The organism is Microbacterium sp. Leaf161 (assembly GCF_001423645.1).
Taxonomy (GTDB): Bacteria; Actinomycetota; Actinomycetes; order Actinomycetales; family Microbacteriaceae; genus Microbacterium; species Microbacterium forte.
In genome coordinates this window covers 1,692,002-1,718,997 of the sequence record NZ_LMOW01000001.1, presented here as the reverse complement: position 1 = coordinate 1,718,997, position 26,996 = coordinate 1,692,002, and the positions used below count along the sequence as shown (strand labels likewise).

The 26,996-nt window shown below is 68.5% G+C and carries 28 protein-coding genes; 11 read left to right on the top strand and 17 right to left on the bottom strand.

All coding sequences use genetic code 11. The features are described 5' to 3' along the window. Positions 1 to 4 precede the first annotated feature (4 nt). The 3 genes from ASF87_RS08445 to ASF87_RS08435 all read right to left on the bottom strand — a co-directional run bounded on the left by ASF87_RS08445 (position 5) and on the right by ASF87_RS08435 (position 2,179). Positions 5 to 1,276, bottom strand: coding sequence for an ABC transporter substrate-binding protein (locus ASF87_RS08445; RefSeq protein ID WP_056375480.1), 1,272 nt, complete (start codon positions 1,274 to 1,276; stop codon positions 5 to 7). Between the two features lie 154 nt (positions 1,277 to 1,430). After that, positions 1,431 to 1,790, bottom strand: coding sequence for a fluoride efflux transporter FluC (locus ASF87_RS08440; protein WP_056375479.1), 360 nt, complete (start codon positions 1,788 to 1,790; stop codon positions 1,431 to 1,433). Beyond that, the gene (locus ASF87_RS08435) at positions 1,787 to 2,179 is read right to left on the bottom strand and encodes a fluoride efflux transporter FluC (RefSeq protein WP_056375478.1); all 393 of its coding nucleotides are present in this window, start codon (positions 2,177 to 2,179) and stop codon (positions 1,787 to 1,789) included. Before ASF87_RS08435 ends, ASF87_RS08440 begins: the two co-directional genes overlap by 4 nt. A gap of 86 nt (positions 2,180 to 2,265) precedes the next feature. Here ASF87_RS08435 and ASF87_RS08430 point away from each other — a divergent pair, with 86 nt between their 5' ends. Continuing rightward, the gene (locus ASF87_RS08430; protein WP_056376422.1) at positions 2,266 to 3,795 is read left to right on the top strand and encodes an FAD-dependent oxidoreductase; all 1,530 of its coding nucleotides are present in this window, start codon (positions 2,266 to 2,268) and stop codon (positions 3,793 to 3,795) included. A gap of 3 nt (positions 3,796 to 3,798) precedes the next feature. On the opposite strand, the gene ASF87_RS08425 is transcribed toward ASF87_RS08430, so the two are convergent. From ASF87_RS08425 to ASF87_RS08415, 3 genes are all read right to left on the bottom strand, one after another. Continuing rightward, on the bottom strand, positions 3,799 to 4,623 hold the full coding sequence (locus ASF87_RS08425) for a nitroreductase family protein (protein WP_056375477.1): 825 nt from the start codon (positions 4,621 to 4,623) through the stop codon (positions 3,799 to 3,801). 4 nt (positions 4,624 to 4,627) lie between these two features. Next, on the bottom strand, positions 4,628 to 5,002 hold the full coding sequence (locus ASF87_RS08420) for a hypothetical protein (protein ID WP_056375476.1): 375 nt from the start codon (positions 5,000 to 5,002) through the stop codon (positions 4,628 to 4,630). A gap of 247 nt (positions 5,003 to 5,249) precedes the next feature. After that, positions 5,250 to 6,038 (bottom strand): MerR family transcriptional regulator, encoded by a 789-nt coding sequence (locus ASF87_RS08415; RefSeq protein ID WP_056375475.1) that lies wholly within the window; start codon positions 6,036 to 6,038, stop codon positions 5,250 to 5,252. 140 nt (positions 6,039 to 6,178) lie between these two features. Between ASF87_RS08415 and ASF87_RS08410 the strand changes: the two genes are divergently transcribed. The 3 genes from ASF87_RS08410 (at position 6,179) to ASF87_RS08400 (ending at position 10,333) form a co-directional block, all read left to right on the top strand. Then, positions 6,179 to 8,665, top strand: coding sequence for a glycogen/starch/alpha-glucan phosphorylase (locus ASF87_RS08410; RefSeq protein WP_056375474.1), 2,487 nt, complete (start codon positions 6,179 to 6,181; stop codon positions 8,663 to 8,665). 202 nt (positions 8,666 to 8,867) lie between these two features. After that, positions 8,868 to 9,710, top strand: a complete 843-nt coding sequence (locus tag ASF87_RS08405; RefSeq protein WP_056375473.1) for a DUF4097 family beta strand repeat-containing protein — start codon at positions 8,868 to 8,870, stop codon at positions 9,708 to 9,710. Beyond that, a complete protein-coding gene (locus ASF87_RS08400) occupies positions 9,707 to 10,333 on the top strand; it encodes a PadR family transcriptional regulator (RefSeq protein WP_056375472.1) in 627 nt (208 codons plus the stop codon). The genes ASF87_RS08405 and ASF87_RS08400 overlap by 4 nt, the downstream gene beginning before the upstream one ends. A 158-nt stretch (positions 10,334 to 10,491) precedes the next feature. Here the strand turns inward: ASF87_RS08400 and ASF87_RS08395 are convergent, their stop codons facing one another. Next, complete coding sequence (locus ASF87_RS08395; protein WP_056375471.1) at positions 10,492 to 11,034, bottom strand: universal stress protein; 543 nt, start codon at positions 11,032 to 11,034, stop codon at positions 10,492 to 10,494. Positions 11,035 to 11,183: 149 nt separating this feature from the next. Between ASF87_RS08395 and ASF87_RS08390 the strand changes: the two genes are divergently transcribed. Then, on the top strand, positions 11,184 to 11,372 hold the full coding sequence (locus tag ASF87_RS08390; protein WP_042537993.1) for a DUF3073 domain-containing protein: 189 nt from the start codon (positions 11,184 to 11,186) through the stop codon (positions 11,370 to 11,372). 133 nt (positions 11,373 to 11,505) lie between these two features. Continuing rightward, the gene (locus ASF87_RS08385; protein ID WP_056375470.1) at positions 11,506 to 12,327 is read left to right on the top strand and encodes an MOSC domain-containing protein; all 822 of its coding nucleotides are present in this window, start codon (positions 11,506 to 11,508) and stop codon (positions 12,325 to 12,327) included. A gap of 42 nt (positions 12,328 to 12,369) precedes the next feature. Here the strand turns inward: ASF87_RS08385 and ASF87_RS08380 are convergent, their stop codons facing one another. Genes ASF87_RS08380 through purM form a run of 3 tightly spaced genes read right to left on the bottom strand, consistent with a single transcriptional unit; the run spans position 12,370 to position 16,283 of the window. After that, positions 12,370 to 13,701 (bottom strand): MFS transporter, encoded by a 1,332-nt coding sequence (locus ASF87_RS08380; protein ID WP_228385640.1) that lies wholly within the window; start codon positions 13,699 to 13,701, stop codon positions 12,370 to 12,372. After that, positions 13,674 to 15,146, bottom strand: a complete 1,473-nt coding sequence (gene purF / locus ASF87_RS08375) for an amidophosphoribosyltransferase (protein ID WP_056375469.1) — start codon at positions 15,144 to 15,146, stop codon at positions 13,674 to 13,676. Before purF ends, ASF87_RS08380 begins: the two co-directional genes overlap by 28 nt. A gap of 6 nt (positions 15,147 to 15,152) precedes the next feature. Continuing rightward, on the bottom strand, positions 15,153 to 16,283 hold the full coding sequence (gene purM / locus ASF87_RS08370; protein ID WP_042538000.1) for a phosphoribosylformylglycinamidine cyclo-ligase: 1,131 nt from the start codon (positions 16,281 to 16,283) through the stop codon (positions 15,153 to 15,155). A 62-nt stretch (positions 16,284 to 16,345) separates the two neighbouring features. On the opposite strand from purM, the gene ASF87_RS08365 reads away from it, so the two are divergent. Then, complete coding sequence (locus ASF87_RS08365) at positions 16,346 to 16,978, top strand: hypothetical protein (RefSeq protein WP_056375468.1); 633 nt, start codon at positions 16,346 to 16,348, stop codon at positions 16,976 to 16,978. Positions 16,979 to 17,003: 25 nt separating this feature from the next. Here the strand turns inward: ASF87_RS08365 and ASF87_RS08360 are convergent, their stop codons facing one another. After that, complete coding sequence (locus ASF87_RS08360; RefSeq protein ID WP_056375467.1) at positions 17,004 to 17,318, bottom strand: hypothetical protein; 315 nt, start codon at positions 17,316 to 17,318, stop codon at positions 17,004 to 17,006. Positions 17,319 to 17,442: 124 nt separating this feature from the next. Continuing rightward, positions 17,443 to 17,814: a sterol carrier family protein gene (locus tag ASF87_RS08355; protein ID WP_042538320.1), complete on the bottom strand. Its 372-nt coding sequence runs from the start codon at positions 17,812 to 17,814 to the stop codon at positions 17,443 to 17,445. A 64-nt stretch (positions 17,815 to 17,878) separates the two neighbouring features. Between ASF87_RS08355 and ASF87_RS08350 the strand changes: the two genes are divergently transcribed. The 4 genes from ASF87_RS08350 (at position 17,879) to ASF87_RS08335 (ending at position 21,769) form a co-directional block, all read left to right on the top strand. Continuing rightward, positions 17,879 to 18,559: an NUDIX hydrolase gene (locus ASF87_RS08350; RefSeq protein ID WP_056375466.1), complete on the top strand. Its 681-nt coding sequence runs from the start codon at positions 17,879 to 17,881 to the stop codon at positions 18,557 to 18,559. 47 nt (positions 18,560 to 18,606) lie between these two features. Then, positions 18,607 to 19,884, top strand: coding sequence for a phosphoribosylamine--glycine ligase (gene purD, locus ASF87_RS08345; protein ID WP_056375465.1), 1,278 nt, complete (start codon positions 18,607 to 18,609; stop codon positions 19,882 to 19,884). Between the two features lie 98 nt (positions 19,885 to 19,982). Beyond that, positions 19,983 to 20,450, top strand: a complete 468-nt coding sequence (locus ASF87_RS08340) for a winged helix-turn-helix transcriptional regulator (protein ID WP_056375464.1) — start codon at positions 19,983 to 19,985, stop codon at positions 20,448 to 20,450. Beyond that, positions 20,447 to 21,769, top strand: coding sequence for an MFS transporter (locus tag ASF87_RS08335; RefSeq protein ID WP_056375463.1), 1,323 nt, complete (start codon positions 20,447 to 20,449; stop codon positions 21,767 to 21,769). Before ASF87_RS08340 ends, ASF87_RS08335 begins: the two co-directional genes overlap by 4 nt. 60 nt (positions 21,770 to 21,829) lie before the next feature. Here ASF87_RS08335 and ASF87_RS08330 read toward each other — a convergent pair whose 3' ends face one another. The 5 genes from ASF87_RS08330 to ASF87_RS08310 form a co-directional block, all read right to left on the bottom strand. Continuing rightward, positions 21,830 to 22,558: an amino acid ABC transporter ATP-binding protein gene (locus tag ASF87_RS08330; protein ID WP_042538015.1), complete on the bottom strand. Its 729-nt coding sequence runs from the start codon at positions 22,556 to 22,558 to the stop codon at positions 21,830 to 21,832. Further along, positions 22,555 to 24,033: an amino acid ABC transporter substrate-binding protein/permease gene (locus ASF87_RS08325; protein ID WP_056375462.1), complete on the bottom strand. Its 1,479-nt coding sequence runs from the start codon at positions 24,031 to 24,033 to the stop codon at positions 22,555 to 22,557. Before ASF87_RS08325 ends, ASF87_RS08330 begins: the two co-directional genes overlap by 4 nt. A 120-nt stretch (positions 24,034 to 24,153) precedes the next feature. After that, positions 24,154 to 24,684: a GNAT family N-acetyltransferase gene (locus tag ASF87_RS08320; RefSeq protein ID WP_056375461.1), complete on the bottom strand. Its 531-nt coding sequence runs from the start codon at positions 24,682 to 24,684 to the stop codon at positions 24,154 to 24,156. 89 nt (positions 24,685 to 24,773) lie between these two features. Further along, complete coding sequence (locus ASF87_RS08315) at positions 24,774 to 26,351, bottom strand: DHA2 family efflux MFS transporter permease subunit (protein ID WP_042538021.1); 1,578 nt, start codon at positions 26,349 to 26,351, stop codon at positions 24,774 to 24,776. Continuing rightward, the gene (locus tag ASF87_RS08310; RefSeq protein ID WP_200933716.1) at positions 26,348 to 26,974 is read right to left on the bottom strand and encodes a PadR family transcriptional regulator; all 627 of its coding nucleotides are present in this window, start codon (positions 26,972 to 26,974) and stop codon (positions 26,348 to 26,350) included. Before ASF87_RS08310 ends, ASF87_RS08315 begins: the two co-directional genes overlap by 4 nt. Between the last annotated feature and the right edge of the window lie 22 nt (positions 26,975 to 26,996).

Genomic DNA, 26,996 nt, shown 5'->3' with positions numbered 1-26,996 from the left:
CCGGTTACTCCTGCTCGGCATCCAGCGCGGTCTGCATCTGCTCGGCCAGGTCCTTCAGGCCCTCTGCGGGGGCGACGGCGCCCGACCACACCTGCGAGAGCACCTCGCTCTCGATGCTGGTCCACGCGGACGTGTTCTTCGAGACCGGGTAGGGCACCGCGGAATCGAGCGCGTCGATGTAGACCTGCAGGTCGTACTGCGGCAGTGCGTCGACCCACCCCTGCTGGGTGCCGTTGAATGCGGGGATCACCGTGCCGGTCTTCGCCTGGATCTCGGCGGCCTCCTCGCCGCTGGCGAAGGCCGCGAATGCCTTGGCCTCAGCCACGTGCGGGCTCTTCGCGTTGGCGACGTTGCCCACGCCGTGGATCACGCTCTGGTTGCCGTCGGGGCCCTCGGGCAGCGGCGCCACGTCGACCTTGTCGGCGATGTCGGCGTTGTCTCCGTAGGCGATGGCGGCCCACGAACCGTTCTGGAACATGGCGACCTTGCCCGAGAGGAAGAAGTCCTCGGGGTTGGTGTCGGTCATCTGCTGCGCTGTCGGCGAGGAACCGGCCTCGATGAGGTCGGTCCACAGCTCGATGCCGGCGAGCGCCTCGGGCGAGCCGTAGCCGCTCTCGGTTCCGTCTGCCGAGATGACCTCGCCACCTGCCTGGGCGATCGAGTTGTAGAAGTTCTCCTGCCCGTACTGGCTGGCTGCGACACCGAACTGCCCCGTGGCGGGGTCGGTCAGCGCGGCGGCCGCCGCGGTGAAGTCATCCCAGGTCCAGCCTGCACTCGGGTACTCGACGCCGGCCGCGTCGAAGAGCTCCTTGTTGTACCAGAGGGCGACGGTGTCGAAGTCCTTGGGAGCGCCGTAGAGCTTTCCGTCGAAGGTGTAGAGGTCGATGAGCCCCTGCGGGTAGTCGGCGGCATCCACCCCCGCATCGTCCAGCGGCGCGAGCTGGCCGTTCGAGGCGTAGAGCTGGAAGTTCGGGCCGTTCATCCAGAACACGTCGGCCGCGGATCCGCCGGTCGCCGCGGTCTGGAGCTTGGTGAAGTACTCCTTGTAGGGCGTCACCTGGATGTCGATCGTGACGTTCGGGTTCTCCTTCTCGAACGCCGCGGCGATGTCCTCCATGGCGGGCTTCTGGTTCTCGTCCCAGATGGCGTAGCTGAGGGTGACATCGCCGCCGGACGAGCTCTCGCCCCCGGCCGACGACGAGCAGGCGCTGAGCGCGAGGACGGCTGCCGCAGAGGCGGCGAGGGCGCCGAGGGCGCGGGGGGAAGTGCGGGGCATCGGTGTCTCCTTCGACGGGTGCAGGGGATCGTCGCTGCATCGAATTCTTGTGTTAAACGATTAGCAGTTAAACGATTAGCAAGGAGACTAGCCCGGTGCGGACGATGGGGTCAAGCATGAATCTCACTGCGAGGCGGGCAGACCCGCGTCGTCGTCAGAGCATCGAGCCGAGCGCGATCCCCAGCCCTGCCGCGAGCAGACCGAGCAGCAGCATCCCCACGGCATTGAACGCGGATGCCGTTCGCTCGCCGTCGCGCCACAGCGCGACCGTGTCGAGCATCGCCGTGCTGAACGTGGTGTATCCCCCGAGCAGACCGGCTCCGAGCAGGAAGGCGCCGTCAGGAAGCGCCGTGGTGATGACGCCCAATGCGAAAGACCCGCTGAGGTTCACGAGGAGTATCCCCCACGGGAAGCGCCGACCCGCGACCCTCGCGACACCGAGGTCGACGAGATGGCGCAGCGCTGCGCCCACGCCTCCGGCGAGTGCGGCTCCGATGAACAGCAGCGGGCTCATGCGGCTGCTGCTCCGTCGAGGCGGGCAGACGGACGAGGTCGGCCGAGACGCAGCCCCGCCGCGGCCGCGGCAAGGCCGAGAACGAGACTGGCCGCGGCGTAGACGAAGGCGAGCAGCGGAGCATCCGCCCAGAGTTCCACCGCACCGGTCATGAACGCGCTGTAGGTCGTGAAGCCGCCGAGCACACCGGTGCCGAGGAACACCCGCAGGCCCGTGGTCTGCGGCAGCCGAGCGGCGAGGATGCCGATCAGCAGCGCCCCGAGCACGTTGACCGCGAGGGTGGCGACCGGGAAGCCTCCGGCATCCGGAATCCAGAGCGCGACCCCGAGCCGCGCCGCCGTGCCGATGCTGCCTCCCGCGAAGACGAGGAGGAGGCTGCCGAGAGTCACGCGACAACTCTAGCCGCGTCATGGCAACGCATCCGCTGATTGTCAACCGGGTGTGGTTGCGCGGCGTCGAGGCGAAGACTGACGCCATGAAGCCACTGTGGAAGCTCGACCGGACCCCGCCCATCGGCACACCGTTCGATCCCGGCGCACGGCACGACGTGATCATCGTCGGTGCGGGCCTCACCGGCCTCACCACCGCAGTCATGCTCACGCGCGCGGGGCTCGACGTGGCGGTGATCGAGGCGGGGGAGGTCGCCGAGCTGGCGACCGGCGGCAACACCGGCAAGCTCACCCTGCTGCAGGGCAAGCGGCTCGCCGAGATCCGCAGGCACCACTCCGCTTCCCTCGTGCAGGCGTACGTCGAAGGCAACCGCGAGGGCATGGACTGGCTGGTCGGCTTCGCCGACCACGCAGGCGTCTCGTACGAGCGGCGAGCCGACCACTCCTACGCGCAGGATCCGAACGGCGTCGACTCGGTGCGCGCGGTGCACGAGGCGGCGCGCGAAGCGGGCCTCGCGACCAGGATGCTCACTCGGGAGGAGCTCTCGGAGGCGGCATTCCCCGTCGTCAGCGCCGTCGCACTCGACGACCAGGTGACCATCGACCCTGCCCTCGTGACGCAGGCGCTCGCCGAAGAGCTGCTCGCGACCGGCGGCACCCTGCACACGGGAACCCGGGTCACCGCCACCCACGTCCTTCCCGAACCGCGTGTCGAGACCTCGGTCGGACCGATGTTCGCCGAGCACATCGTGATCGCGACGGGCTATCCGATCCTCGACCGCGGGCTGTACTTCGCGAAGATGCGCGCCTTCCGGTCGTACTGCGTCTCGTTCCGCGTCGCAGGCGACGTGCCGGAGTCGACGTTCATCTCGCTCGACTCCCCCAGCCGGTCGATCCGTCCGGTATCGCCCGCCGACGGCCCCGGCGGCACGGCGCAGCTCATCGTCGGCGGCAACGGGCATCCGGTCGGGCGCTCCGACAGCGAGGCCGCCGCGGTCGACGATCTGATCGACTGGACCAAGCAGCACTTTCCGGATGCCGAGGAGACACACCGCTGGTCGGCGCAGGACTACGAGTCGCACAACCAGATCCCGTTCGTGGGTGCGATGCCACGAGGATTCGGCAGAATTCGCTTCGCGACCGGCTATGCCAAATGGGGGCTGTCGAACGCGCCGGCCGCTGCTCTGCGTCTGACCGCAGAGATCCTCGGCGCCAACTGGCACGATCGGCCGTCGTGGATGGTCAAGCTCGGCACGAGGCTGACGGTGCCGGCCGATCTCGCCCGAGGAGCCGCAGAAGGAGCGAAGGTCGCGGCCGCCGCGACGAGCGGATGGGTCGAGGCCGAGCGCAACCCCGTGCCGGTTCCGAAGCCGGCGGAGGGCGAGGGCGTGGTCGCCACCCGCAGCGGACGCCCGGTCGGAATCTCGACGGTCGATGGAGTCACCCGCGCGGTCTCGGCGGTCTGCCCGCACCTCGGCGGCGTGCTCGACTGGAACGATGCCGAGTGCACCTGGGACTGCCCGCTGCACGCCTCGCGGTTCGCCGCCGACGGCACCCGCATCGAGGGCCCGGCGCTGCAGGATCTGAAGGTCCTCCCCCGCCAGAGCGGGGGCTGACGCTCAGCTCGTCGGCGGGGCGCCCGCACCCGGCGGCGGCGCGTCCCACCCCTGCTGCGGCTGGTCGCAGCTCTCGCGGAACACGTACTGCGAGGCGAGCTTGCGCTGGTGGCTCGACCAGTCGATCGCCGGGCGATGCTGCTCGGGTGGCAGATAGCCGAGGCGGTAGACCGCCATGAGCTCGAGGTCATCTGGCACGCGCAGCAGCTTCACGATCTCGTCCCAGCGACCAGGGACCTCCATCGGGAAGGAGATGAACTGGATGCCCATGCCGAGCTCGACCGTGGTGAGCCAGACGTTCTCCATCGCGGCGCCCATGCTGAACACCGAGTAGAACGACGACAGCTGGCCCGGCCGGTACTCGCTGCGATCGAGCATCACGCCGAGCAGCAGCGGCGATCCGGCGACGAGCTTGTGGTTCTCCTCACCCAGGGTCTTGGGCACCCCGAAGGTGTTCATCAGCTTCTGGCCGCGCTTGGTGAACACCTGGCTCGTGAACGGGCGAAGAGCCGCGGGGAGCTTGTCGAACAGCATCCCGCTGCGCTTCTCCTCCATCTCAGCCTGGCTGAAGCGGAAGTACGGCTTGTAGCGCTCGAAGAACGTGCCGTTCGACATCGCCTCGGTCATGCTCTCGCCCGAGATGCGCGCGATCCTGTCGATCGTCTCGCGGTTCTCGATGACCACGAACCGCCACGGCTGACTGTTCAGCTGCGAGGGTGCGCGGCCGGCCGCCTCGAGCAGGATGCGCTGATGCTCCTCCGACACCGGGTCGGGCAGGAACGGCCCGTTCGTGGTCTTGCGGCGGCGGATGGCGTCGAGCAGTTCCATGCGTTCACTTCCGGTCGGTGGCGAGGCGCGAGCACACGAGGCCCGCGACGATGAAGGGCGCTGCGGCGAGCGCGACGAGCGGATGCCGTCGGCTGTGCGTGCCTAGGTAGGGGATGGCGGCGAGCGGAGCGGCGGCGGGCGCGAGAGCCAGTGCGGCGCGTCGACTCGCATGCTTCGGCCGGCCCCAGATCGCGGACGAGACGGCAGTGGCGGCGGCCACGCAGGTGGCGATGTATATCGCGTGGTGCAGCCAGCGGAAGTTGCTCGTGTCGACGACCTTGGCGGCGACCGCCGACCCGAGGGCGACGTTCGCGGTGTAGGCGACGGCCGCCGCGGCGAAGAGCGGCGCGGCGTCGGTGCGTCTGCGGCGGTGGCCCATGACCCGACCCTACGCCCCGCACCGGCATCCGCTCTCGGCCTTGCCCTGGTGTCTCGATCTGTGCAAAGCGGCCTGCTCGTCGAGCGAGCGAAGCCCCCGGTCGTTGAGCGAGCACGGCGAAGCCGAGCGAGACGAAACGCCCCGCCCCTATACCTCTCGCACCGTGCGGGGTCAAAAACGCACCTGAAACGGGCGTTTCGGATGCGTTATTGACCCCGCAGCAGCGGCTGACGGACGCGGATGCCGGCTACAGGTTGCCCTCCGCGTAGATGCGGAGCGCGTCGCGGACGAACTCCGCTCCCTGCGTGCCACCGGCGGATGTCGCGTAGTTCGCGCCGAAGCGCGGATCTGCGACGTACATCTCGCCGAGCCCGATGACGTATCCCTTCACGTCACCGCCCGGCACGGCCGCGGGGGTGCCCGGGATGCCGGTGAGCCACTCGACGTGGCGACGAGCGACATCCTGGGCCTCGGCGGATGCCGGGTCGATGCCGCTCTCCGCGGCGGCGATCCAGTCGCGACCGAGGTCGGACACACGCTGCTGCCAGTCGGCGCGCTCGGCGTCGGTCATCCCGCGCCACCACCGGTCGCTGTCGGCGTAGGTCTTGCGACCCCAGCGCTCTTCGACCTCCTCCTTGTACTGGGTGTGGTCGAAACCGTCGAACATGTTCTCTGCCATGAGTTCTTCACCTCCTTTCAGTGCGTTGATGGTGTTCTCGACCGACGCGATCTGCCGCGCCAGCCGGTTCTGCTCCTCGCGCAGCAGCGCGAGGTGTGTCTCGAGAGCGGACTCCTCGCTCTGCCGCGCATTCACCGGGTTCAGCACCTCGGCGATCTGCGGCAGACCGAGCCCGAGCTCACGCAGCAGCAGGATGCGCTGCAGGCGCACGAGCGCGGCCTCGTCGTAGTGGCGATAGCCGTTGTGCGCGATGCGCGACGGCGGCAGCAGGCCGACGTCGTCATAGTGACGCAGCGTTCTGCTGGTGGTGCCCGCGAGTCGGGCGATCTCCTGGATCGACCAATCACGACCTGTCATCGCGTCCTCCTTCCGTGGATCCGTTCTTCGATGACTCCACGGTAGAAGTTGACGCTGCGTCAAGGTCAAGCAGCAGGTCGAACCGATATTCTTCATCCGCGCGTCACACGAATCGGCTCGTCGCTCGCTACGGTCGTCTCGTGCCCGAATCACACTCCCCTCTGCATCCGCTCGCCCTCGCTCCCGTGATCGCTCCGCCGAGCACTGCGGATGAGTTCGTCGAGCGCTTCCTGCACAACCTCAACTTCGATCGCGGTGTCGCGCTGTCGGCATCCAGCGCGAATGACCGCTATCTCGCGCTCGCGCACACCGTGCGCGATTACCTGATGGCACGCTGGCTCGAAGACGTGCGGCACCAGAAGGAGGTGCAGGCGAAGGGCGTCTGCTACCTCTCGGCCGAGTACCTGCTGGGCCGTCAGCTCGACAACAACCTGCTCGCGGCCGACCTCACCGAGGTCGCCGGCGAAGCCCTGGCGTCGTGCGGCGTCTCGCTCGACGAGCTGCGCGCGCACGAGGTCGAGCCGGGTCTCGGCAACGGCGGACTCGGGCGCCTCGCCGCCTGCTTCATCGACTCGCTCGCCACGATGGCGGTGCCGAGCATCGGCTATGGCATCCGCTACGAGTACGGGATCTTCCGTCAGACGTTCGTCGACGGCCAGCAGGTCGAGCAGCCCGACGCCTGGCTCGCACTCGGCTCACCGTGGGAGTTCGCGCGCCCCGAAGACGCGCAGACGATCGCGTTCGGCGGCCACACGGAGAAATACGACGACGAGGGCGTCACCCGCAGCCGATGGATCCCCGCGTGGAACGTGCAGGCCGTGCCCTACAACTACATGGTCCCCGGATTCCAGAACGGGCGCGTCAACACCCTCCGCCTGTGGAGCGCGGTCGCCACGAGCGCCTTCGACCTGCGCATCTTCAACTCGGGCGACTACGAAGAGGCCGTGCGAGCACAGACCTTCGCCGAGAACATCTCGAAGGTGCTCTACCCCGAAGATTCCACTCCGCAGGGCAAGGAGCTGCGACTGCAGCAGCAGTACTTCTTCGTCGCGGCATCCATCCACGACTTCCTCGACAACATGCTCGCCGACGGCTTCGACCTGGCGAACCTGCCCGAGCGGGTGATCTTCCAGCTCAACGACACCCACCCCGTGATCGCGGTGCCCGAGTTCATGCGCGTGCTCATCGACGAGAAGCACCTCGAATGGGATGCCGCGTGGGCGATCACACAGCAGTGCTTCGCGTACACCTGCCACACTCTGCTTCCCGAGGCCCTCGAAGTCTGGCCGGTCGAGCTGCTGGGCCGACTGCTGCCGCGCCATCTCGAGATCATCTACCGCATCAACGACGAGTTCCTCGTGGCGGTGCGCGAGCGCTTCGGCGACGACGAGATGCTCGTGCGCAACATGTCGATCATCGCCGAGCATCCGGTGCGCTCGGTGCGCATGGCGTACCTCGCGACCGTCGCCGGAGCGAAGGTCAACGGCGTCGCCGAGCTGCACTCGCAGCTGCTTCGCGAGAAGGTGCTCAGCGACTTCGACGCGTTCTTCCCCGACAAGTTCACGAACGTCACGAACGGGGTGACGCCTCGGCGCTTCCTGCGCCTCGCCAACCCGGAACTCTCTTCGCTCGTCACCGCCGCGATCGGCGACGGCTGGACCACCGACCTCGAACGGCTGCATGAGCTCGAGCCGTTCGCCGAGGATGCCGAGTTCCGCACCGCCTTCGCCGCGGTGAAGGCCGCGAACAAGCGCCGCCTGAGCGAGGTGCTGCGCGAACGGGACGGCGTCGAGATCAGCGACGGCCACATGCTCGACGTCATGGTCAAGCGTCTGCACGAGTACAAGCGCCAGCTGCTGAAGGTGCTGCACATCGTCACCACCTACGAGGGCGTGATCTCGGGGCGCATCGCCGTGGCTGACGTCGTGCCGCGAACGGCGATCTTCGGCGCGAAGGCCGCGCCCGGATACGCGATGGCGAAGCGCATCATCCACCTGATCAACGCCGTGGGCGAGGTGGTGAACACCGACCCGCGACTAGAGGGCAGGCTGAAGGTCGTCTTCCCGCCGAACTACAACGTGACTCTGGCCGAACGCGTGATCCCCGCCGCCGACCTGTCGGAGCAGATCTCGCTCGCCGGCAAGGAGGCGTCTGGCACCGGCAACATGAAGTTCGCGCTGAACGGCGCGCTCACCATCGGCACGGATGACGGGGCCAACGTCGAGATCCGCGAGCTCGTCGGCGACGACAACTTCTATCTCTTCGGCATGAGCGAGCCCGAGGTCTCCGACCTCTCGGCTCGCGGTTACCGCCCCCAGGACTTCTACCAGGCCGACGAGCAGCTGCGCCGAGCGATCGACCTGATCGCATCCGGCGCCTTCTCACGCGGCGACCGTTCGGTGTTCGAACCCGTGGTCTCGAACCTGCTCTACGAAGACCGCTTCATGGTGCTCGCCGACTATGCGTCGTACATCTCGGCACAAGAACGAGTGGACGCCGCGTACGCCGACCAGGATTCCTGGACCCGCTCAGCCATCCTCAACGTCGCCCGCACCGGGTTCTTCTCGTCCGACCGCTCGATCCGCGACTACATCGACCGCATCTGGCACACTCCGCCTCTCGTCTGAGGTCGCCGTTTCCGCACCCCACCAGAACCGTTTGCAGGACCGACGCACGTCTGCAGGACCATCTCCCCCGAACCGTCCTGCCAACGTGCCCGGATCCTGCAGACGGCCCGCGACCGAAGACACCCTTGACAAGATCGAGATATATCGTGTTATTGTTGCCACACACGATATATCGTGTTCCCTCGAACCAGGAGAAGCAGACATGACCGAGAAGTGGCTCATCGCCCCCGGCGAAGAACGCGTCATCGACATCGAGAACGTCACCCGACTGAAGATCGGTCTGGTCGGCGGTCAGGTCGATGTCATCGCGCACGACGAACCCGGCATCCGCATCGAGGTGCACGGTGTCACGACCAAAGACCTCCGCATCGAGGCGAACGACGGCGAGGTCGAGATCGACCACCCGCAGCTCGGCTGGGACAACTTCCTCGAGGTTTTCCGCAACTTCGGCTCCGGCGGCCCCAAGGCCGAGGTCAGCGTGGCCGTGCCCCGCTCGATCGCCCTGAACCTCGGCGTCGTCAGCGCCGGAGCACTCGTCTCGGGCATCCGCAACGACGCCCGCCTCAACACCGTCTCGGGTGACCTCATCGTCGACACACTCATCGGCGACCTCACGGTCAACTCGGTGTCCGGCGACGTGCAGGTGCGCGGCCTCACCGGCTCGATCAATGCGAACAGCGTCTCAGGAGATGTCGCCGTCACCGGCACCATCCGCCGCGCCACCGTCGACATCGTCTCGGGGTCGACGCTGGTCGACGCCGCCGGCGACGTGAACGCCATCAACATCAACTCTGTCTCCGGCGGCACCACCGTGCGCCTCGACGAGTCGCTCGCCGCGAACTACGTCGTGCGCTCGCTGAGCGGCCGACTGCTGATCGACGGCGTCGAGCGCGGCTCCTCCGGACTCAACAACTACACCGGCTCGACCGGCGAGCTGGCCGGTCGCTTCGTCGACCTGCGCGCGAACTCCGTCTCGGGCGGCGTCACCGTGCTTCGCCGCACGCCCAGCTCGATCGAGAACGACCCCGAGTGGGAGGAAGCATGAGTCCCGCAGTGTTCTCCCACGGCGATCTCAGGCTCTACCTGCTCTCGCTGCTCGCCGAGGCGCCCCAGCATGGCTACGGCATCATCCAGGCTCTGACCGATCGCACGGGTGGCACCTACACGCCCAGCGCCGGCACCATCTATCCGCGGCTCGCGAAGCTCGAGGAGGAGGGTCTGGTCAGCAAGACCGTCGACGGCCGCACCACGATCTACGCGATCACGGATGCCGGACGCGCCGAGCTCGCGTCACGCGAGGGCGACCTCGCCGGCATCGAGGCGGGTCTCACCGACTCGGTGCGACTGATCGCCAACGAGGTGCGTCAGAGCGTCAAGGAGGCCATGAAGAGCCTTCGCGCAGACCTGGCGACGGCTGAGAAGGACGACCGCGCCGCATCCAAGTCCCGCCCGCGCACCGCGGGCGACGACGAGCGCATCGTCAGTCGCGAGGAGCTGCACCGAGCGGATGCCGCCATCAACGCCTTCCGCGCACGGGTGCGCACCGACCTCCGCACCCACGTGGCGAAGGGCGGCACCCTGCCGGCATCCGTCGTCACGCAGCTGGAGGACGGGCTGGATGCCGCGGCCCGAGGAATCACGACCGCTCTGGCGTCGCTCGGGCGCTGACCTCACCCCGACGCACGTCCGAAGCCCCTCCCGTCACTCGACGAGAGGGGCTTCTGTCGTGCGGTGGGCTGGCGTCTTGCCGGTCAGGGGCCGTCCGGGAAGACGCCAGCCGTGCGGAGATCGACCAGCCATCCGAACCGGAAGGGGTCGGACGAGACCTATTCGGTCCAGATCTCGGGCTGAGTGTCGGGAACCGGGTCCTGCAGGGGCACGACGAGCACGGGCCTGTGCTGGCGATGCGCGAGGCGGGCGGCGACGGATCCCGTGAAGAACTCGCGGATCGACTCGCCGATGCCACGCTTGCGCGTGCCGACGACGATCAGCTGGGCGTCGAGCTTGGTGGCGAGCTGCTTGATGGCGAGGGCAGGGTCGCCGACGAGCTGGCGGGCCGTCCACGTCAGGCCTGTGCCGTCGAGCGCCGCAGTGGCTTCGGCCTGCACGGCCTCGAACTCGGCTGCTCCGGCGTCGATGTTGATGTCGATGGGCGCCGAGTGCACGTAGCCATCGGGATCTTCGTAGGTGACGAAGCGGGTGACGTCGACGTGGGCCACCACGAGAGGCACCCGGAGGAGCCGCGCGAACCGCGCTGCTTCTTCGATCACCCGCGTGGGCTGCCCCGGCTGCATTCCGACGATCACGGCCTTCTGCAGTGTCGCGTTCTGTGCGGCCTCGTCGGTGGGCGTCGAGGTGTTGTCGGTCATGAGGATCGCTCCCTTCACCAGCTGCCAACGGGCCAGTGCGGTCTGGCCGCGTGCTATTCTGAATGCTACTCTTACCGGCCCTCAGCCGGTGTCGTGAATGACTCGGGCAGATGGTTGCCCGCAGCTTAACTCGTGAGGGGGTCTCAGGCATGGGCCGTGGCCGTCAAAAGGCGAAACACACCAAGATCGCCCGCGAACTGAAGTCGTTCAGTCCGTCGGTGAACTACTCGGCGCTCGAGCGCGAACTCGCGCACCCGAGCGACGCTGAAGACGCATATGTCGACAAGTGGGCCGACGAGTATGCAGACGAAGACGAGGACGAACTCGAAAAGGCTTGACCGCCGATTCGATCGTCGTCGACTCCCCCGTGCGATGCACGGGGGTTTCGTCGTGCCCGGAATGCCGGAACCCGTCGCTGCCGACGTCCTGTCGGTGACGGACGGACCCCTAACAGCCTGAGAGGATCTCCTCATGGCTCGTGTCGTCTCGCTCTTCCGTCACCCGATCAAGGGCTTCACTCCCGAATCCGTCGATTCGCTGACCGTGCAAGCCGACGGCCGGATCGCGGGCGATCGCGTGCTGGCGTTCCGCTTCGCCGACGCGACGGCCCCGGAGCACCACGACGGCCTCGACCACTGGCCGAAGGCGAAGGGCCTCTCGCTGCAGGACTTCCCCGGGCTCGCGGCACTGCGCACCGACTACGACGATGCTCGGCAGCGCGTGCGGATCGAGCACGCCGGAGCAGTGCTCGTCGAGGCGGGACTCGATGACGCCGGCCGTGTGGAGCTCGCGGATGCCGTGACCGAGTTCGTGCTCGCGAGCGCGGAGGGCCGGCGCATCCGACGCCCAGGACGACTGCCGCTCGTGCTGGTGGGCGACGGTGTGACGTCGAGGTTCCAGGACCGCGCTCGCGGATACGTCTCGGTGCACAGTCGCGGCAGCGTCGACGCGCTCAGCGACGCCCTCGGCTTCGGCATCGATGACCGGCGATTCCGCTCGAACGTCGTCGTCGATGACGTCGCCCCGTGGTCCGAGCTCGACTGGACGGGTGAGCTGAGCATCGGTCGGGTGTTGTTCCGCACAGCGGGCCCGATCGTTCGGTGCCTGGCGACACACGCCAATCCCGACACCGGAGCCCGTGACGCGAAGGTGCTCAAGACCCTCACGAACGACCTCGGACAGGATGAGCCGACGCTCGGCAGGCTGCTGCTTCCGCCGCGTGCCGCGGCCGACGGATCGGCCGAGTGGGCCGGCGGCACCATCAGCGTCGGCGACGAGGTGCGGGCCCACTGAGGGCACGCTGAGGTCGCACCGGTGCCCTGACCTCGCCGCGAGTCACCAGCGACCGTGCCGGCGCTCCCAGTCCTCTTCGATCGTGCGACGACGACCCGCGATCCACCCGGCGGGGATCACCGCGATCAGAACGCCGACGAGAAGCCAGAGCGGGATCTGCCAGCTGTCGGTCATGTCGTGCAGCAGACCGATCAGCAGCGGGAACACCGCGGCGACGGCGTATCCGATGCTCTGCACGAACCCGCTGAGCGCCACGGCGCTCTCCGGCGTGCGCGCGCGGATGCTGAGCAGCACGAGAGCGAGCGGGAACAGCCCTGGTGCGAGACCGAAGAACACGACCCAGATCGGCAGGGCCACCGTCGGGAGGAAGATGAATCCGAGGAGTCCGATGAGGCCGCAGGCGATCGAGATGACGAACACGGGGCGCGTGGCCTGGAACCGGACGATGAGGATGGGCACGAGCAGGGAGCACGGCAGACCCATCAGACCGAACAGTGAGAGCAGCAGCCCCGCGTTCGCCGGCGTCACCCCACCCACGTCGATCATGATCGAGGGCAGCCAGGCGAAGGAGACGTAGGCCAGCGTCGACGACGCCGCGAACACCAGCGCGATGGACCATGCCATCGGCAACCGCCACAGCCGACCGAAGACCCGGGGGTTCGCGGGCGTCGTCGCGATCGGGCCGGTCGCCACGGATGCCGCGTCGTACCCGTCGCGCTCGACCTCGGTCGAGGCGGGATCGACGCGCGTCTGCGCGGCGGCGACGGCATCCGCTCGACTCGTGACCAGCATCGCCACCCACGGCACCAGAGCGATCGCGGCGAACACGCCCCACAGGCCCAGCGAGACCCGCCACCCCGCCGAGTCGGCGAGCGGCACCGCGACCAGCGGCGGCACGAACGTCGACACGGCCATGGTGGTCGAGTACACGGTCATCATCAGACCGAGTCGATCGGGGAAGTACTTCTTCACCAGAGGCGGCAGCAGCACATTGCCCGAGCCGACACCCGCGAACACCACGGTCGTCGCGGCGAGCAGCGACGTCGAGTCGACGGCGAGGCTGCGCAGCAGCAGCCCGGTCGCGATCAGCGCGATCGCGACCACGGCCACGCGCTCGAGCCCGAACCGGCGCTCGAACAGCGGAGTGAGCAGACCGAAGACGGCGAAGCACACGGGCGGCGCGGCACCGATCAGACCCACGACGACCGACGAGACCGCGAAGTCCTCGGCGACGTGGTCGAGCACCGGTGACAGGGATGCCACTGCCGAGCGCAACGAGAAGGCGACCAGCACGATGCCGATCAGCGCGAGGGCGCGACCACGCCAGAGCGGCTGCGCACCCGAGGTCACGAGGTCTGCGACCCCTCCACCCACGCGAGGTACTCGTCGGAGACCGTGCCGGTGACGTACCGGCCGTCGAAGCAGCTCATGTCGAGATCGCTCAGCACGGAGCCCTCGGTGATCGCGGCCTTGAGGTCTTCGACCTCCTGGTAGACCAGGTGGTCGCAGCCCAGCTCGGTGGCGATCTCGGGGATCGTCCTCCCGTGCGCGATCAGCTCATGGCGCGACGGCATGTTGATGCCGTAGACGTGCGGGTACCGCACGGGCGGCGCCGCGGACGCGAACGTCACCGAGGTGGCACCGGCATCCCGCGCCATCTGGATGATCTCCTTCGACGTCGTGCCCCGCACGATCGAGTCGTCGATCAGCAGGACGTTCTTGCCCTGGAACTCGGTCGACATCGCGTTCAGCTTCTGACGCACGCTCTTCTTGCGCACGGCCTGGCCGGGCATGATGAAGGTGCGGCCGACATAGCGGTTCTTGTAGAAGCCCTCGCGGTACTCGATGCCCAGCTTGCGGGCGACCTCCATGGCCGCGGGGCGAGACGAATCGGGGATCGGCATGACGACGTCGATCTTGTTCATCGGCACGTGCTTGGCGATCGTGTCGGCGAGCTTGTCGCCCATGCGCAGACGCGACTCGTAGACGGAGACGCCGTTCATGACCGAGTCGGGACGAGCGAGGTAGACGTACTCGAACGCGCACGGCGCGAGCACGGGATCCTTGGCGCACTGCCTGCTGTGCAGTTCGCCCTCGTTGGTGATGAAGATCGCCTCGCCGGGCTCGACCTCGCGGACCACCTCGTAGTCGGCGTTCTCGAGCACGAGCGACTCGCTCGCGACGACCCATTCGTCGCGGCCTTCCGCGCCAGGGACGGTCGAGGGGCGACGACCGAGGATGAGGGGACGGATGCCGAACGGGTCGCGGAACGCGAGCAGACCGTAGCCCGCGATCACGGCGATGACGGCATAGGCCCCCTCGATGCGCTCATGCGTGCGCTCGACGGCCTCGAACACCCGCTCGGCGTCGAGGTCGACCGTCGACGTCGTGTTCTGCAGTTCGCCGGCGAGCACGTTGAGCAGCAGCTCGGTGTCGCTCGAGGAGTTGAGGTGACGGCGGTCGCGCTGGGCCATGTCGGCCGTGAGCTCGCGCGTGTTCGTCAGGTTGCCGTTGTGGATGAGGATGATGCCGTACGGCGCGTTCACGTAGAACGGCTGCATCTCCTCTTCGTTCGACGCCGTGCCCTTGGTCGCATAGCGCACGTGACCGAGCCCGACGTTCCCGAGGAGCCCGCGCATGTCGCGGGTGCGGAACGCCTCGCGGACCATGCCCTGCGCCTTGGCGTTGTGCATGACGCCGTTCGCCTCAGCTGTCGCGATTCCCGTCGCATCCTGGCCGCGGTGCTGCAGCAGCAGGAGTGCGTCGTAGATGTCCTGATTGACCGGGGCAGAGCCCACCATTCCGACGATGCCGCACATGGGCTCTTACTTCGCTCCGTCCGCATAGGCGCCGACCAGGCGCACTGCTCCACCGTCGACGCCCTTGGCGCCCTGTTCGAACTCTCCTGCCGGACGCGCGCCGAAGCCCACGGTTCCGACCTGCCACGCGGGCATGCCGTCTGCCGCGAGCGCCGCGATGGCGGCATCCTTCTTGTCGGCCGCGACGATCGCGAGGAATCCGATGCCGAGGTTCCAGGTGCCCTCGGCGGATTCCAGCGTCGACCCCGCGATGTCACTGAGCACGCGGAAGACCGGGCTCGGCGACCACGTGCTGCGGTCGACCTCGGCCCAGCTGCCCTGCGGGAGCACACGGGCGAGGTTGGCCGCGATGCCGCCGCCGGTGACGTGGCTGAGCGAGTGAACTCCGCCCGCGCCCGTCGCGCCGCCGAGCTGCTCGATCAGACGAAGCAGCGGAAGCGTGTAGAGGCGCGTCGGCTCGAGAAGAGCCTCACCCCAGGTCTTGCCGAAGTCGGCGGCGTTGTCGCCGTAGCCGATTCCGGCGTTCGTGACGATGTGGCGCACGAGCGAGTAGCCGTTGGAGTGCAGTCCGCTGGACTCGACGGCGAGCACGACGTCGCCGTCCTGCACGCGGTCGGCCCCCAGGATGCCGTCGGCCTCGACGACTCCGGTCGCGGCGCCTGCCACGTCGTAGTCGCGCGGGCCGAGGAGCCCGGGGTGCTCTGCGGTCTCGCCGCCGATGAGCGCGGTGCCGGTGGCGGTGCACGCCTCGGCGATGCCGCGCACGATGTCGGCGATGCGCTGCGGGAAGACCTTGCCGCAGGCGATGTAGTCGGTCATGAAGAGCGGCTTCGCGCCCACCACGACGATGTCGTCGACCACCATGCCGACGAGGTCCTGGCCGATCGTGTCGTGCTTGTCGATGGCCTGCGCGATGGCGACCTTCGTGCCGACGCCGTCTGTGCTGGTCGCGAGCAGCGGGCGACGGAAGTCGCGCAGCGCGCTCGCGTCGAACAGTCCGGCGAAGCCGCCGACACCGCCGAGCACTTCAGGGCCGTGCGTAGCGCGCACGGAAGACTTCATCAGCTCGACGGCGAGATCGCCTGCAGCGGTATCGACGCCGGCTTCGGAATAGGGATTGGTGGGGGAGGCAGCCACACCTCCAGCCTACCGCCCGCGGGGCCCTCCTCTCCCCGCCCGCGATCTCCTACGATGGGGCCATGGCCGACAAGCCGCAGTGGTTGATCCGCGAGGATGCGAGCGTTCCGGTGCTCGTCGCGCTCGCGCTGCGTCAATCCCTCGGCATCCGGGCCCCCGAAGACCTGCCGAGCCTGCGCGATCTGCCCGTCAGAGCGCCGGATGCCGTGGAGGTGACGCCCGAGCTCGAGAAGCAGTGGCGCGACTTCTGGGACATGACGGTCGAACCTCGGGCGCACCCCTCCGGCGTGCCGCTCGAGCTCGTCGACGGCTTCGACACGCTCGTGGCCCTGCCTGCGACCGGTGCCGAGCAGCTCGCCGACGCGATCGTGCCGCACGCGGAGTCGGCGATGCACTTCGCGCGCGTCGCGCACGATCGCTACGTCGCGTCGATCCGCAGCTCGATGGCGAGCCGGTCGGGCAACGGCAACATCGGCGGCGAGGCGTACCGTGCCTATGCGAGCGCGATCGCCGAGTTCGAGCGCGAGATCGGGCGCCGAGCGCATTCGTTCGAACTCAATGTACAGGTGCTGCCGTTCTCGCAGCGGGGGATCTGGTGGATCGGCGCTCTCACGGTCGCGGTGACCGACGGGCTGCGCCGCGACGTCGTGTCGTTCGACGCGGCGATCCGGCCGATCATCGCAGAGCTGGCCTGACGCGGCCTGCTGCGCACCGACCGGGTCAGTCGTTCTCGATGATCGTCTCGTGCTCGACCGTGACGACGTGATCGTGGCGGCGGGCGAGCCGCTCGAGGATCAGCGCGACGATGCTCGCGAGGGCGAAGCCGATCGGCACCGTCCACAGCAGAAGGAACCCGAACACCTGCCCTGGCGGGTAGACGACGCCGACCGCGTCGGAGGGTTCGTAACCGCCCATCATCGTCAGGATGCCGGCGGCGATGATGCCGAGCACGACGCCGATGCCCATGAACACGCCGAAGCGCGGCACGCGGCGGACGGTCGCCTCGACCGTCTGGGAGGAATCGTGGGAGGACATGCATCCATTCTCCCACCGTTGCCTGTGGGCCGCTCCCCCGTCTTCCGAGCATCTCGACGTCGCTCTGGTGGGGCCCTCGACCTGAGGGCCCTGCGGGCGCTCGGGGTGCTGCGAGTGCTGCGGGTCAGGGACGCAGCGGCAGGACGTCCGAGAGGTCCGCGCGGGTGCCCGATGCGCTCACCCGGCCCGAGCCCGCGGCATCCGCCCAGTGCTCCGTGCCCGTGGCGACGGCGATCCAGGTCGCCGGGTCCATCTCGACGACGTTCGGCGGGGTTCCGCGCGTATGCCGAGGGCCCTGGATCACCTGCACGGCGCCGAACGGCGGCACTCGCACCTCGACGCTGTTGCCCGGGGCCTTCTCGTCGAGCAGCTGCAGCAGATAGCGCACGGCAGTGGCGAGCGGGGTGCGCTGCGGCTTCTCGCCCGCGGCATCCGCTCTCCTGACCTCATCGAGCGCCGCGCGGCCATCGATGATGTCGATCTTCCTGGAGGGCATGGGAACAGGGTACGCCGAGCGCAGCACTGCCCTGGAGGCTCTTCGCAGGCATAGGCTCGAGGCGATGAGCCAGAATCCCGACACCCTGCACGGCGCGAGAGCCGAGCTGCTCGCCGCGGCGAAGCGCAGTGAGGGCTGGACGAGGCCTGTGCCACCGGTCGACGGCAACGCGCATCCGGCGTCCGTGCTCGTGCTGTTCGGCAAGCTCGACAGCACCCCGGCTCAGACCGACGCCACGACCATGGCCGCCGACCTCGACGTGCTGCTGCAGCGCCGAGCGGCCACGCTGTCGTCGCACCCCGGTCAGGTGTCGTTCCCCGGCGGCCGGGCCGAGGATGCGGATGCGGATGCCGTCGCCACCGCCCTGCGCGAGGCCGAAGAGGAGACCGGTCTCGACCCGGCCGGCGTCGAGATCCTCGCCACTCTTGCCGAGATCCCGCTCGCCGCGAGCAACCACATGGTCACCCCCGTGCTCGGCTGGTGGCGTTCGCCATCGCGCGTCGCGGCCGTGGATCACGCCGAGACGGTCGACGTGTTCCGTGTGCCCGTGGCACAGCTGCTCGACCCGAAGACGCGGTTCACATCGACCATTCACCGCATGGGTCGCACCTGGAAGGGGCCGGCGTTCGACGTCGACGGCACGATCGTGTGGGGTTTCACGGCGATGGTGCTCGATGCGCTGTTCGACGCCGCAGGCTGGACCATGCCGTGGGACCCGTCGGCGGAGCGCCCGGTCGAGCTCTGAGCCGCAACCCGCCGAAACGCGCGCGTCCGCCTCGGTAGTCTGGACGGGTGAAGATTCTCGTCCTCGGTTCCGGTGCCCGTGAGCACGCGATCATCCTCGCCCTGCGAGCAGAGACCGCGGAGCACGAGATCTTCGTCGCCCCCGGCAACGCCGGAATCGCGCAGGACGCGACGCCCGTCACCCTCGACGTGCTCGACGGCGCCGCGGTGACCTCCTTCGCCAACGAGCACGCCGTCGACCTCGTGGTGGTCGGCCCGGAGGCCCCGCTGGTCGCCGGTGTCGCCGATGTGCTGCGCGCGCACGGGATTCCCGTGTTCGGCCCCGGCAAGGCTGCGGCGCAGCTCGAGGGATCAAAGTCGTTCGCCAAGCGGATCATGGATGCGGCCGGCGTGCCCACCGGACGAGCAGTGCGAGCCACCACGACCGCCCAGGTCGAGGCCGCGTTCGACGACCTCGGAGCCCCCCATGTGGTGAAGGCCGATGGACTGGCGGCAGGCAAGGGCGTCATCGTGACGTCCGACCGTGCCGAGGCGCTCGCGCACGCCGAGCACTATCTGCCCTCGGGCCCCGTGCTCATCGAGGAGTTCCTCTCGGGCCCCGAGGTCTCGCTGTTCTTCCTGAGCGACGGCGACACCGTGCGGGCGCTCAGCCCCGCGCAGGACTTCAAGCGCGCGCTCGACGGCGACGCAGGTCCCAACACCGGGGGCATGGGCGCATACTCGCCGCTGCCGTGGCTGGCCGACCAGTTCGGCAGCGAGCAGGCCTTCGTCGAAGAGGTCACCCGAGATGTCGCCCTGCCCGTGATCCGTCAGCTCGACGAGGAGGGCACCCCGTTCATCGGCCTGCTCTACGCCGGGCTCATCCTGACTCCCGCCGGTGTGCGCGTGATCGAGTTCAACGCCCGCTTCGGCGACCCCGAGACCCAGATCGTGCTGCCTCGTCTCGTGACGCCGCTGTCGGAGCTGCTGTTCGCCGCGGCATCCGGCACTCTCGAAGACCAGCCCGAGCCGGTCTTCAGCGACGATGTCGCGATCACCGTCGTCCTGGCCAGCGAGGGATACCCCGAGGCTCCGCAGACCGGTCGCCCGATCGAAGGCCTGACCGACGCCGCGGCCGTCGAGGGCGTGCGTCTCGTGCATGCCGCGACCGCGAGCCCCGATGCACCCGGCGGCTCGCTGATCGCCACCGGTGGGCGCGTGCTGAACGTCGTCGCTGTGGCATCGGACTTCCGCACCGCGCGCGACCGGGCATACGAGGCCATCGGCCGCATCACTCTCGAGGGTTCGCACTTCCGCACCGACATCGCGGCCCGCGTCGCGGAGTAGCTCGCCCCTTCGTCGTTTTCCTGCCGACTCGCGCAGGTACTCCGCCATTCCGGACGCGGACTCTTGACACCGACAACTTTCTTCAAGAAAGTGACTGGATGCCGCTCCGCTCCGACTGGTCGACAGCCACGTGTCCGATCGCCCGCTCCGCCGATGTGCTCGCCGACCCGTGGGTGCTTCTGATCCTGCGCGAGCTGTTCTCGGGTCGCACCCGCTTCGATGAGCTGCGCGATGCCACGGGAGCCGCCGACTCCGTGCTCGCCCGGCGCCTCGCCTCGATGACCGAGGCGGGCCTCGTGCGGCGCGACGACGAACGGGGGTATCTCCTGACGGAGGTCGGCCGAGAGACCCTCCCGATCCTCCATGCCTACGCGCGATTCACGCGCATCACCGATCCCGACGCCCCCTGGGGTCTGACCGTCAGCTGCGGGCGCTGCGGCGAGCTCGCGGCCTCCGCAGACTGGTGCACGACCTGCGCCGCCCCGCTCGACGCAGACACCACCCGGTGGTCGCGTCGCAGCATGGGCGGCGAGCCGTTCGCGCTCGCATCAGGCACCGCCGCATGACCGCCGAATCGGTCGAGGAGCCGACCGACCTGCCGACACCCACGCCGCCCGCGATGCCGCAGCGCCGCATCCATCCCGCATGGATCGTCGCACTCGTCGCGCTGATCGCACTGATCGGAGCCGCCGGGTTCCGTGCTGCACCAGGGGTGCTGATGCTGCCTCTGCAGGACGAGTTCGGCTGGACCACGGCCGAGCTCTCGCTCGCCGTCACGGTCAACCTGCTGCTGTTCGGCCTCACAGCACCGTTCGCCGCCGCCCTCATGCAGCGCTTCGGCATCCGCGCCGTCACCGTGACCGCTCTGTTCGTGATCGGAGCGGGTGCTGCGCTGAGCGTCTTCGTCGCCACCCCGGCGCAGCTCATTCTGACCTGGGGCGTGCTCATCGGACTCGGCACCGGGTCGATGGCGCTGGTGTTCGCGGCCACGATCACCGACACCTGGTTCGCGACCAGGCGCGGCCTGGTCTCGGGCGTGCTCACGGCCGGAAGCGCCACCGGGCAGCTGATCTTCCTGCCGGTGATCGCCGCGGCGGCCGAGGACATCGGCTGGCGAGGGGCATCGCTGATCATCGCCGGGGGTGCGCTCGCGGTCGTCCCCCTGGTCTGGATCTTCGTGCGCAACCGTCCGAGCGATCTCGGCGTCAACCGCTACGGCGACAGCGGACCCGTCACCGTGACCGCACGACCGAAGGGCAGCGCGTGGGGAGCCGCTCGACTCGCGATCACCACGCTCCGCGACGCCGCGCGCACCAAGACGTTCTGGGCGCTCGCGATCGGATTCGCGATCTGCGGCGCCACGACCAACGGCCTGATCGGCACCCACTTCATCCCCAGCGCCCACGACCACGGGATGCCGACGACGACCGCAGCCGGGCTGCTCGCCGTGGTCGGGATCTTCGACATCGCCGGCACGGTGTTCTCGGGCTGGCTGACCGACCGGGTGAACCCTCGCATCCTGTTGGCCGCGTACTACGCGCTGCGCGGCGTGAGCCTGCTGTTCCTGCCGAGCCTGCTGTCGGCCGAGGTGCAGCCGAGCATCGTCGTGTTCATCGTGATCTACGGCCTCGACTGGGTGGCGACGGTTCCGCCGACCATCGCACTGTGCCGTGAGGTCTTCGGCGATCGGGGTCCGCTCGTGTTCGGCTGGGTGTTCGCCTCGCACCAGATCGGCGCCGGCATCGCCTCGTTCCTCGCGGGCATGGTGCGCGACCACACGGGCCAGTACACCGTCGCCTGGTTCGCCGCCGCCGGCCTCTGCGCCGTCGCCGCGCTGGTGAGCGCCACGATCCGCCGGCATCCGGCCGCGGTCACGTCGCCCTGATCGCCCGACGACGAAGGCCCCCACCCGGAATCGGGTGGGGCCTTCGACACCGGAAGACGCTCAGAGGACCTTCGAGAGGAAGTCCTTCAGGCGCTCGTTCTTCGGAGCGCCGAACAGCTCGGCGGGCGGTGCCTCTTCGACGACGACTCCGCCGTCCATGAACACCGTGCGGCCCGAGACCTCGCGGGCGAAGCCCATCTCGTGCGTCACGAGCACCATCGTCATGCCACCGGAGGCCAGGTCGCGGATCACCTGCAGCACCTCGCCGACCATCTCGGGGTCGAGCGCGCTGGTGGCCTCATCGAAGAGCATGATCTCGGGGTCCATCGCCAGCGCGCGGGCGATCGCCACGCGCTGCTTCTGACCGCCCGAGAGCGATGCCGGCTTGGCATCCGCCTTCTCGGCCAGGCCCACGCGATCGAGCAGAGCGAGCGCCCGCTCCTTCGCCTCGGCCTTCGACAGCTTGCCGAGCTCGACCGGCGCGAGAGTGATGTTCTCGAGCACGGTCATGTGCGGGAACAGGTTGAAGTGCTGGAACACCATGCCGATGCGCTGGCGCACCTCGTCGAGCTTCACGCTCTTGTCGGTCAGGTCGACGCCGTCGACGATGACATGACCCGACGTCGGCTCCTCGAGCTTGTTGAGGCAGCGCAGCAGGGTGGACTTTCCCGACCCGGACGGACCGATGACCGCGATGACCTCGCCGTCTTCGACCGTCAGGTCGATGCCCTTGAGCACGTGGTTGTCGCCGAACGACTTGTGCAGGTCTCTGACCTCGATCTTGCTCATGCGTTGAACTTCCTCTCCAGGCGGTTCGCGAGCAGCGTGAGAAGCGTGATCACGACGAAGTAGATGATGGCGACGATGGTCAGCACCTGGGCCGACAGGTACGTCGAGGCGATGATCTGGCGCGACACGAACGTGAGCTCGGCGAGCCCGATCACGCTGATCAGCGAGGTGTCCTTGAGGGTGATGATGCCCTGGTTCACGAACGACGGGATCATGATGCGGAACGCCTGCGGCAGCACGACCTTCTGCATGGTCTTCCAGTGCCCGAGGCCCAGCGAACGCGACGCCTCGGACTGACCGGGGTCGACGGCCTGGATGCCGCCGCGGATGATCTCGGTCATGTACGCACCGGTGTTCAACGAGAGCGTGATGGCGCCCGCGACGAACGGGTTGAACGTGAGCCCGGGGAACAGCTGCGGGATGGCGAAGAACACGAAGAACGCCTGCACCAGGATCGGGGTGCCGCGGAACACGTAGACGTACGCGGTGGCCACCCAGCGGAACGGCGCGAAGGCCGACACCCGGCCGAAGCCGAAGATGAGCCCGAGGATGAACGCCGCCACGATCGCGACCAGCGTCGCGAGGATCGTGAGCCACAGGCCCTCCATCAGAGCGGGCCAGTACTTCACCGCCACGGAGAAGATGTCGGTCGCCTGCGTGCTCTCCTCGCCGCCTGCGAGGTAGCTGTCGACGATCTCGTCGTACTCCCCCGAGGCCTTGAGGTTCTCGAGACCCGCGTTGAACATCTCGACGAGTTCGGGGTTCTGGCCCTTGTTGACCGCGAATCCGTATTCGCCGCCGAGCTCCGGCTCGCCGATCAGGCGGAAGCCGGACCCCTGCTGGATGCCGTAGGCGAGCACCGGGAAGTCCTCGAAGTAGCCGACGGCCTGGCCGGCCTTGACGGCATCCACCATGTCGGTCGTGTCCTGGTACGGCGTGATGCGGAAGCCGAATTCGTCCTGGTTCTCCTCGGCGAACGTCTGCCCCTGGGTGCCGGTCTTGACCGCCACCGCTTCTCCGTCGAGGTCGTCGAGCGACTGGATGTCGCTCGACTCGAGCACTCCGAGCTGGATGCCGCTGGTGAAGTACGGCTCGCTGAAGTCGAACGTCTTCTCGCGCTCTTCCGTGATCGACATGCCCGCCATGACGGCGTCGACCTGGTTGGCCTGCAGAGCCTGCACCGCGGCGTCGAATCCGAGCTGACGGATCTCGACCTCGAAGCCCTGGTCGTCTGCGATCGCGCGCAGCAGATCCATGTCGATACCGACGAGCTCGCCCTCGGGAGAGGTGAACTCGAACGGCGCGAACGTCGTGTCGGTGCCGATGACATAGGTCTCGGAGTCGTCGGCCGCGGTGGCCGCGGACGCGCCGCCGAGCAGCGCACCGGCCGCGATGAACGCCGTGAGCGCCATCGCCCCGACGGTGCGTCCGAACGCGCGCAGGCGCGCGGAAGCAGGAGAGGGATGTGGGATCACGACGGGTGCTCCTCGGATCGGATGGGCGACAGGATGCTGCCACCGGGATGGTCGTCGACCATCCACCCTAACCGGCGACGGCGTGTCGCCGTGATCCGAGGGCGGTCCGCGCGCTCGCCTCTAGAGGGTGATCCAGTATCGGCGGAGCATCGCGTGCCCCCGCGCCGACTGGTCGCTGACGTCCTGCAGCACGCCTCCGGCACCCTCGATCGTGCGATACGAGCCGACGTTGTCGTCGTCGCAGGTGACGAGCACGCGCTCGAGGCCGATCTCGCGAGCACGTTCGAGCCCGAGACGCAGCGCCGCAGAGGCGTAGCCCTGTCGGCGGCGAGAGGCGCGCACCGAGTAGCCGATGTGGCCGCCCGCCTCACGGAGCCATTCGTTCAACTCGTGCCGGAAGGAGAGGAAACCGACGACCTCGCCGTCGTCGACGATCCAGTACAGATCGTTGTGCACGGCGTCGTCGGGCAGTTCGGCCGTGGTGTCGGCGAGCAGCGTCGACTTCTCGATCAGGGCCTCGAGCGTCGCGAGATCCGGGGTGACGGGTGCCTGCAGACCCGAACCGTCGACATGACCGTCGCCGAATTCGGCGACGGCCGCCGCCCAGGAGTCGAACAGGTCGGAGGTGGGCCTCGTGAGCTCGATCGTCATCGCCCGATGACATCACAGGGGGGTTCCCGGCCGCAAACCGGGCATTCCCCACGCGTGTGCGGAAGGCCCGGCTCGCAGGCAGGAGTGGGTCACGCCGCAGGCGCGGGCGCCTCCGTGGGAGCCGACGCTGCAGCATCCGCCCTGTCGTAGCGTCCGAGGAACAGCGAGGCGACGAGGGCGACGACCATCACGCACGCGGGAAGCAGGATCGCCTGCGACATGCCTGCGGCGAACCCCTCGGCGACCTCGGGCGGCAGCGAGCCGCCGCCGCTGATGCCCGACGGGGCATCCGCGAGACCGGGCAGGTTCGCCTCGAGACGAGACTGCATGAACGTGGCGATGGATGCCGAGCCGATCACCGATCCGATGGTCCGGGTCGTGTTGTAGATGCCCGCGCCTGCGCCCGCCTGGCGCGGCGGCAGCTTGCGGGTCGCGGTGGTCGCGAGCGGCCCCCACATGCCCGCGTTGCCGATGCCCATGAGCGCCGACGGCAGCAGGAACATCCAGATCTCGGTGCCCATGTTGATCAGCGTCGAGTACCAGACGAGGGCGACGACGACGCAGAGGAGACCCGGGATCAGGATGATGCGCGGGTCGACGCGGTCGAGCAGCTTGCCCGCGAACGGAGCGAGCACGCCCGAGAGCACGGCCATCGGGATGAGCAGCAGAGCGGCCTCGGTCGGGGTGAGCCCGCGAGCGGTCTGCAGGAAGAACATCATCGGCAGCGACATGCTCGTCACCGTGAACCCGACCGCGGCTATGGCGACGTTCGCGCCCGAGAAGTTGCGGTCGCGGAAGAGGGCGAGCGGCACGAGGGCCTCACTGCGCGTGCGCGCCTGCTGCACGATGAACAGCCCGAGCACGATGAGGCCGGTGATGATCAGGCTCCACACCGAGATCGGGCCCCAGATCACACCCCAGTCGAACTTCTCGCCTTCCTGAAGACCGAAGACGATGAGGAACAGCGCGACCGCGCTCAGGATGACACCGAGGACGTCGAAGCGGTGCGGACTCGTCTGCAGCTTGGGCACGAGCCGCCAGGCGAGCACGAAGGCGACGATGCCGACGGGGATGTTCACGAAGAAGATCCATTCCCAGCCGAAGCCGTCGACGAGCAGTCCGCCGACGAGGGGTCCGACGAGCGTGGCGACACCGGCGGTCGCACCCCACAGGCCCATGGCCGCACCGCGGCGCTCGGGCGGGAACGTGCGGGTGATCACTGCCATGGTCTGCGGCGTCATGAAGGCGGCGCCGAGCCCCTGCACGGCGCGCGCCGCGATGAGCATCTCGAGCGAGCCCGAGAGTCCGCACCAGAGCGATGCGAGCGTAAAGATCGCGAGGCCGATGAGGTAGATGTTCTTGGGACCGAAACGGTCGCCGAGGCGTCCGGTGATCAGCAGCGGCACGGCGTATGCGAGCAGGTAGGCGCTGGTGACCCACACCACGTTGTCGAGGTTGTTCGTGGTGGGGTCGAGGGCGGCCTTGATCGCCGGGTTCGCCACCGAGACGATCGTCGTGTCGACGAGGATCATGAAGAAGCCGATGACCAGCGCCCACAGGGCGGGCCACGGGCTGGCGGGACGGTGGCCCGCCGCGAAGGTGCCGGTCGAGGGACCGGATGACGAGGATGCCACGGGCGTGCGTCCCGTCGAGGGAGAGTCGGTCATTGCTGTGCAGCCTTTCGCTGAGCGAGGTAGCGGTCGGTGTTCTCGAAAGCCGTGGGCCCCCAGGGGAACGCCTCGGCCTCGAGACGATCGAGGAGCGAGTCGAGCCAGCGCAGCTCGGCGTCGAGCAGCACCTCCTGACGCTCGAATTCGACGAGCACCTGCTCGGGGGCGCCCTTGCGGCGGGCGCCGGTCAGTCCGTCGCGGTGCAGAGCATGCCCTTCCGCGAGTGCGACGCGACGGATGCGGAGGCAGTCGACGACGTCGGGGCGCTCGAGGTTGTGCGCTTCCGCGAGTGCGATCCGGAACTCGGCGGGGCGGTCGATGATCGACAGCTCGCGGCGGAGCCAGCCGATGAGCGCGTCACGACCGGCATCCGTGAGCGTGTAGGTGGTGCGCTCGGGGCGGTTGCCCTCTCGATCGGTGCCCACTTCGTCGATGAGTCCGCCACGCTGGAGACGACCGACCGTGTGATAGAGCGTCCCGTTGGTGACGGCGAGCAGACGCTCGTCGCGGCGAGCGCGCATCAGACGCACCATCTCATAGGGGTGCATGTCGCCCTCGCGCAGCAGCGCGAGCACCATCACCCCCATCGGGGTCAATCGCTCCACAGGTTCCTTCGACACGTGTTCCACCTCAAATAGTCCA

Coding starts and splice junctions, on each gene's coding strand:
- purF (WP_056375469.1), bottom strand. CDS start 15,146: ATGTGCGGCATCGTCGGAATGGTGGGCTCTGCCCCGGTCAATCAGGAC.
- ASF87_RS08320 (WP_056375461.1), bottom strand. CDS start 24,684: ATGACGATCGAGCTCACGAGGCCCACCTCCGACCTGTTCGACTCCTGG.
- ASF87_RS08425 (WP_056375477.1), bottom strand. CDS start 4,623: ATGGAACTGCTCGACGCCATCCGCCGCCGCAAGACCACGAACGGGCCG.
- ASF87_RS08360 (WP_056375467.1), bottom strand. CDS start 17,318: ATGTCCTCCCACGATTCCTCCCAGACGGTCGAGGCGACCGTCCGCCGC.
- ASF87_RS08340 (WP_056375464.1), top strand. CDS start 19,983: ATGCCGCTCCGCTCCGACTGGTCGACAGCCACGTGTCCGATCGCCCGC.
- ASF87_RS08445 (WP_056375480.1), bottom strand. CDS start 1,276: ATGCCCCGCACTTCCCCCCGCGCCCTCGGCGCCCTCGCCGCCTCTGCG.
- ASF87_RS08395 (WP_056375471.1), bottom strand. CDS start 11,034: ATGACCGACAACACCTCGACGCCCACCGACGAGGCCGCACAGAACGCG.
- ASF87_RS08405 (WP_056375473.1), top strand. CDS start 8,868: ATGACCGAGAAGTGGCTCATCGCCCCCGGCGAAGAACGCGTCATCGAC.
- ASF87_RS08400 (WP_056375472.1), top strand. CDS start 9,707: ATGAGTCCCGCAGTGTTCTCCCACGGCGATCTCAGGCTCTACCTGCTC.
- ASF87_RS08390 (WP_042537993.1), top strand. CDS start 11,184: ATGGGCCGTGGCCGTCAAAAGGCGAAACACACCAAGATCGCCCGCGAA.
- ASF87_RS08335 (WP_056375463.1), top strand. CDS start 20,447: ATGACCGCCGAATCGGTCGAGGAGCCGACCGACCTGCCGACACCCACG.
- ASF87_RS08330 (WP_042538015.1), bottom strand. CDS start 22,558: ATGAGCAAGATCGAGGTCAGAGACCTGCACAAGTCGTTCGGCGACAAC.
- ASF87_RS08440 (WP_056375479.1), bottom strand. CDS start 1,790: ATGAGCCCGCTGCTGTTCATCGGAGCCGCACTCGCCGGAGGCGTGGGC.
- ASF87_RS08385 (WP_056375470.1), top strand. CDS start 11,506: ATGGCTCGTGTCGTCTCGCTCTTCCGTCACCCGATCAAGGGCTTCACT.
- ASF87_RS08365 (WP_056375468.1), top strand. CDS start 16,346: ATGGCCGACAAGCCGCAGTGGTTGATCCGCGAGGATGCGAGCGTTCCG.
- ASF87_RS08430 (WP_056376422.1), top strand. CDS start 2,266: ATGAAGCCACTGTGGAAGCTCGACCGGACCCCGCCCATCGGCACACCG.
- ASF87_RS08350 (WP_056375466.1), top strand. CDS start 17,879: ATGAGCCAGAATCCCGACACCCTGCACGGCGCGAGAGCCGAGCTGCTC.
- ASF87_RS08355 (WP_042538320.1), bottom strand. CDS start 17,814: ATGCCCTCCAGGAAGATCGACATCATCGATGGCCGCGCGGCGCTCGAT.
- ASF87_RS08420 (WP_056375476.1), bottom strand. CDS start 5,002: ATGGGCCACCGCCGCAGACGCACCGACGCCGCGCCGCTCTTCGCCGCG.
- ASF87_RS08315 (WP_042538021.1), bottom strand. CDS start 26,351: ATGACCGACTCTCCCTCGACGGGACGCACGCCCGTGGCATCCTCGTCA.
- ASF87_RS08415 (WP_056375475.1), bottom strand. CDS start 6,038: ATGACAGGTCGTGATTGGTCGATCCAGGAGATCGCCCGACTCGCGGGC.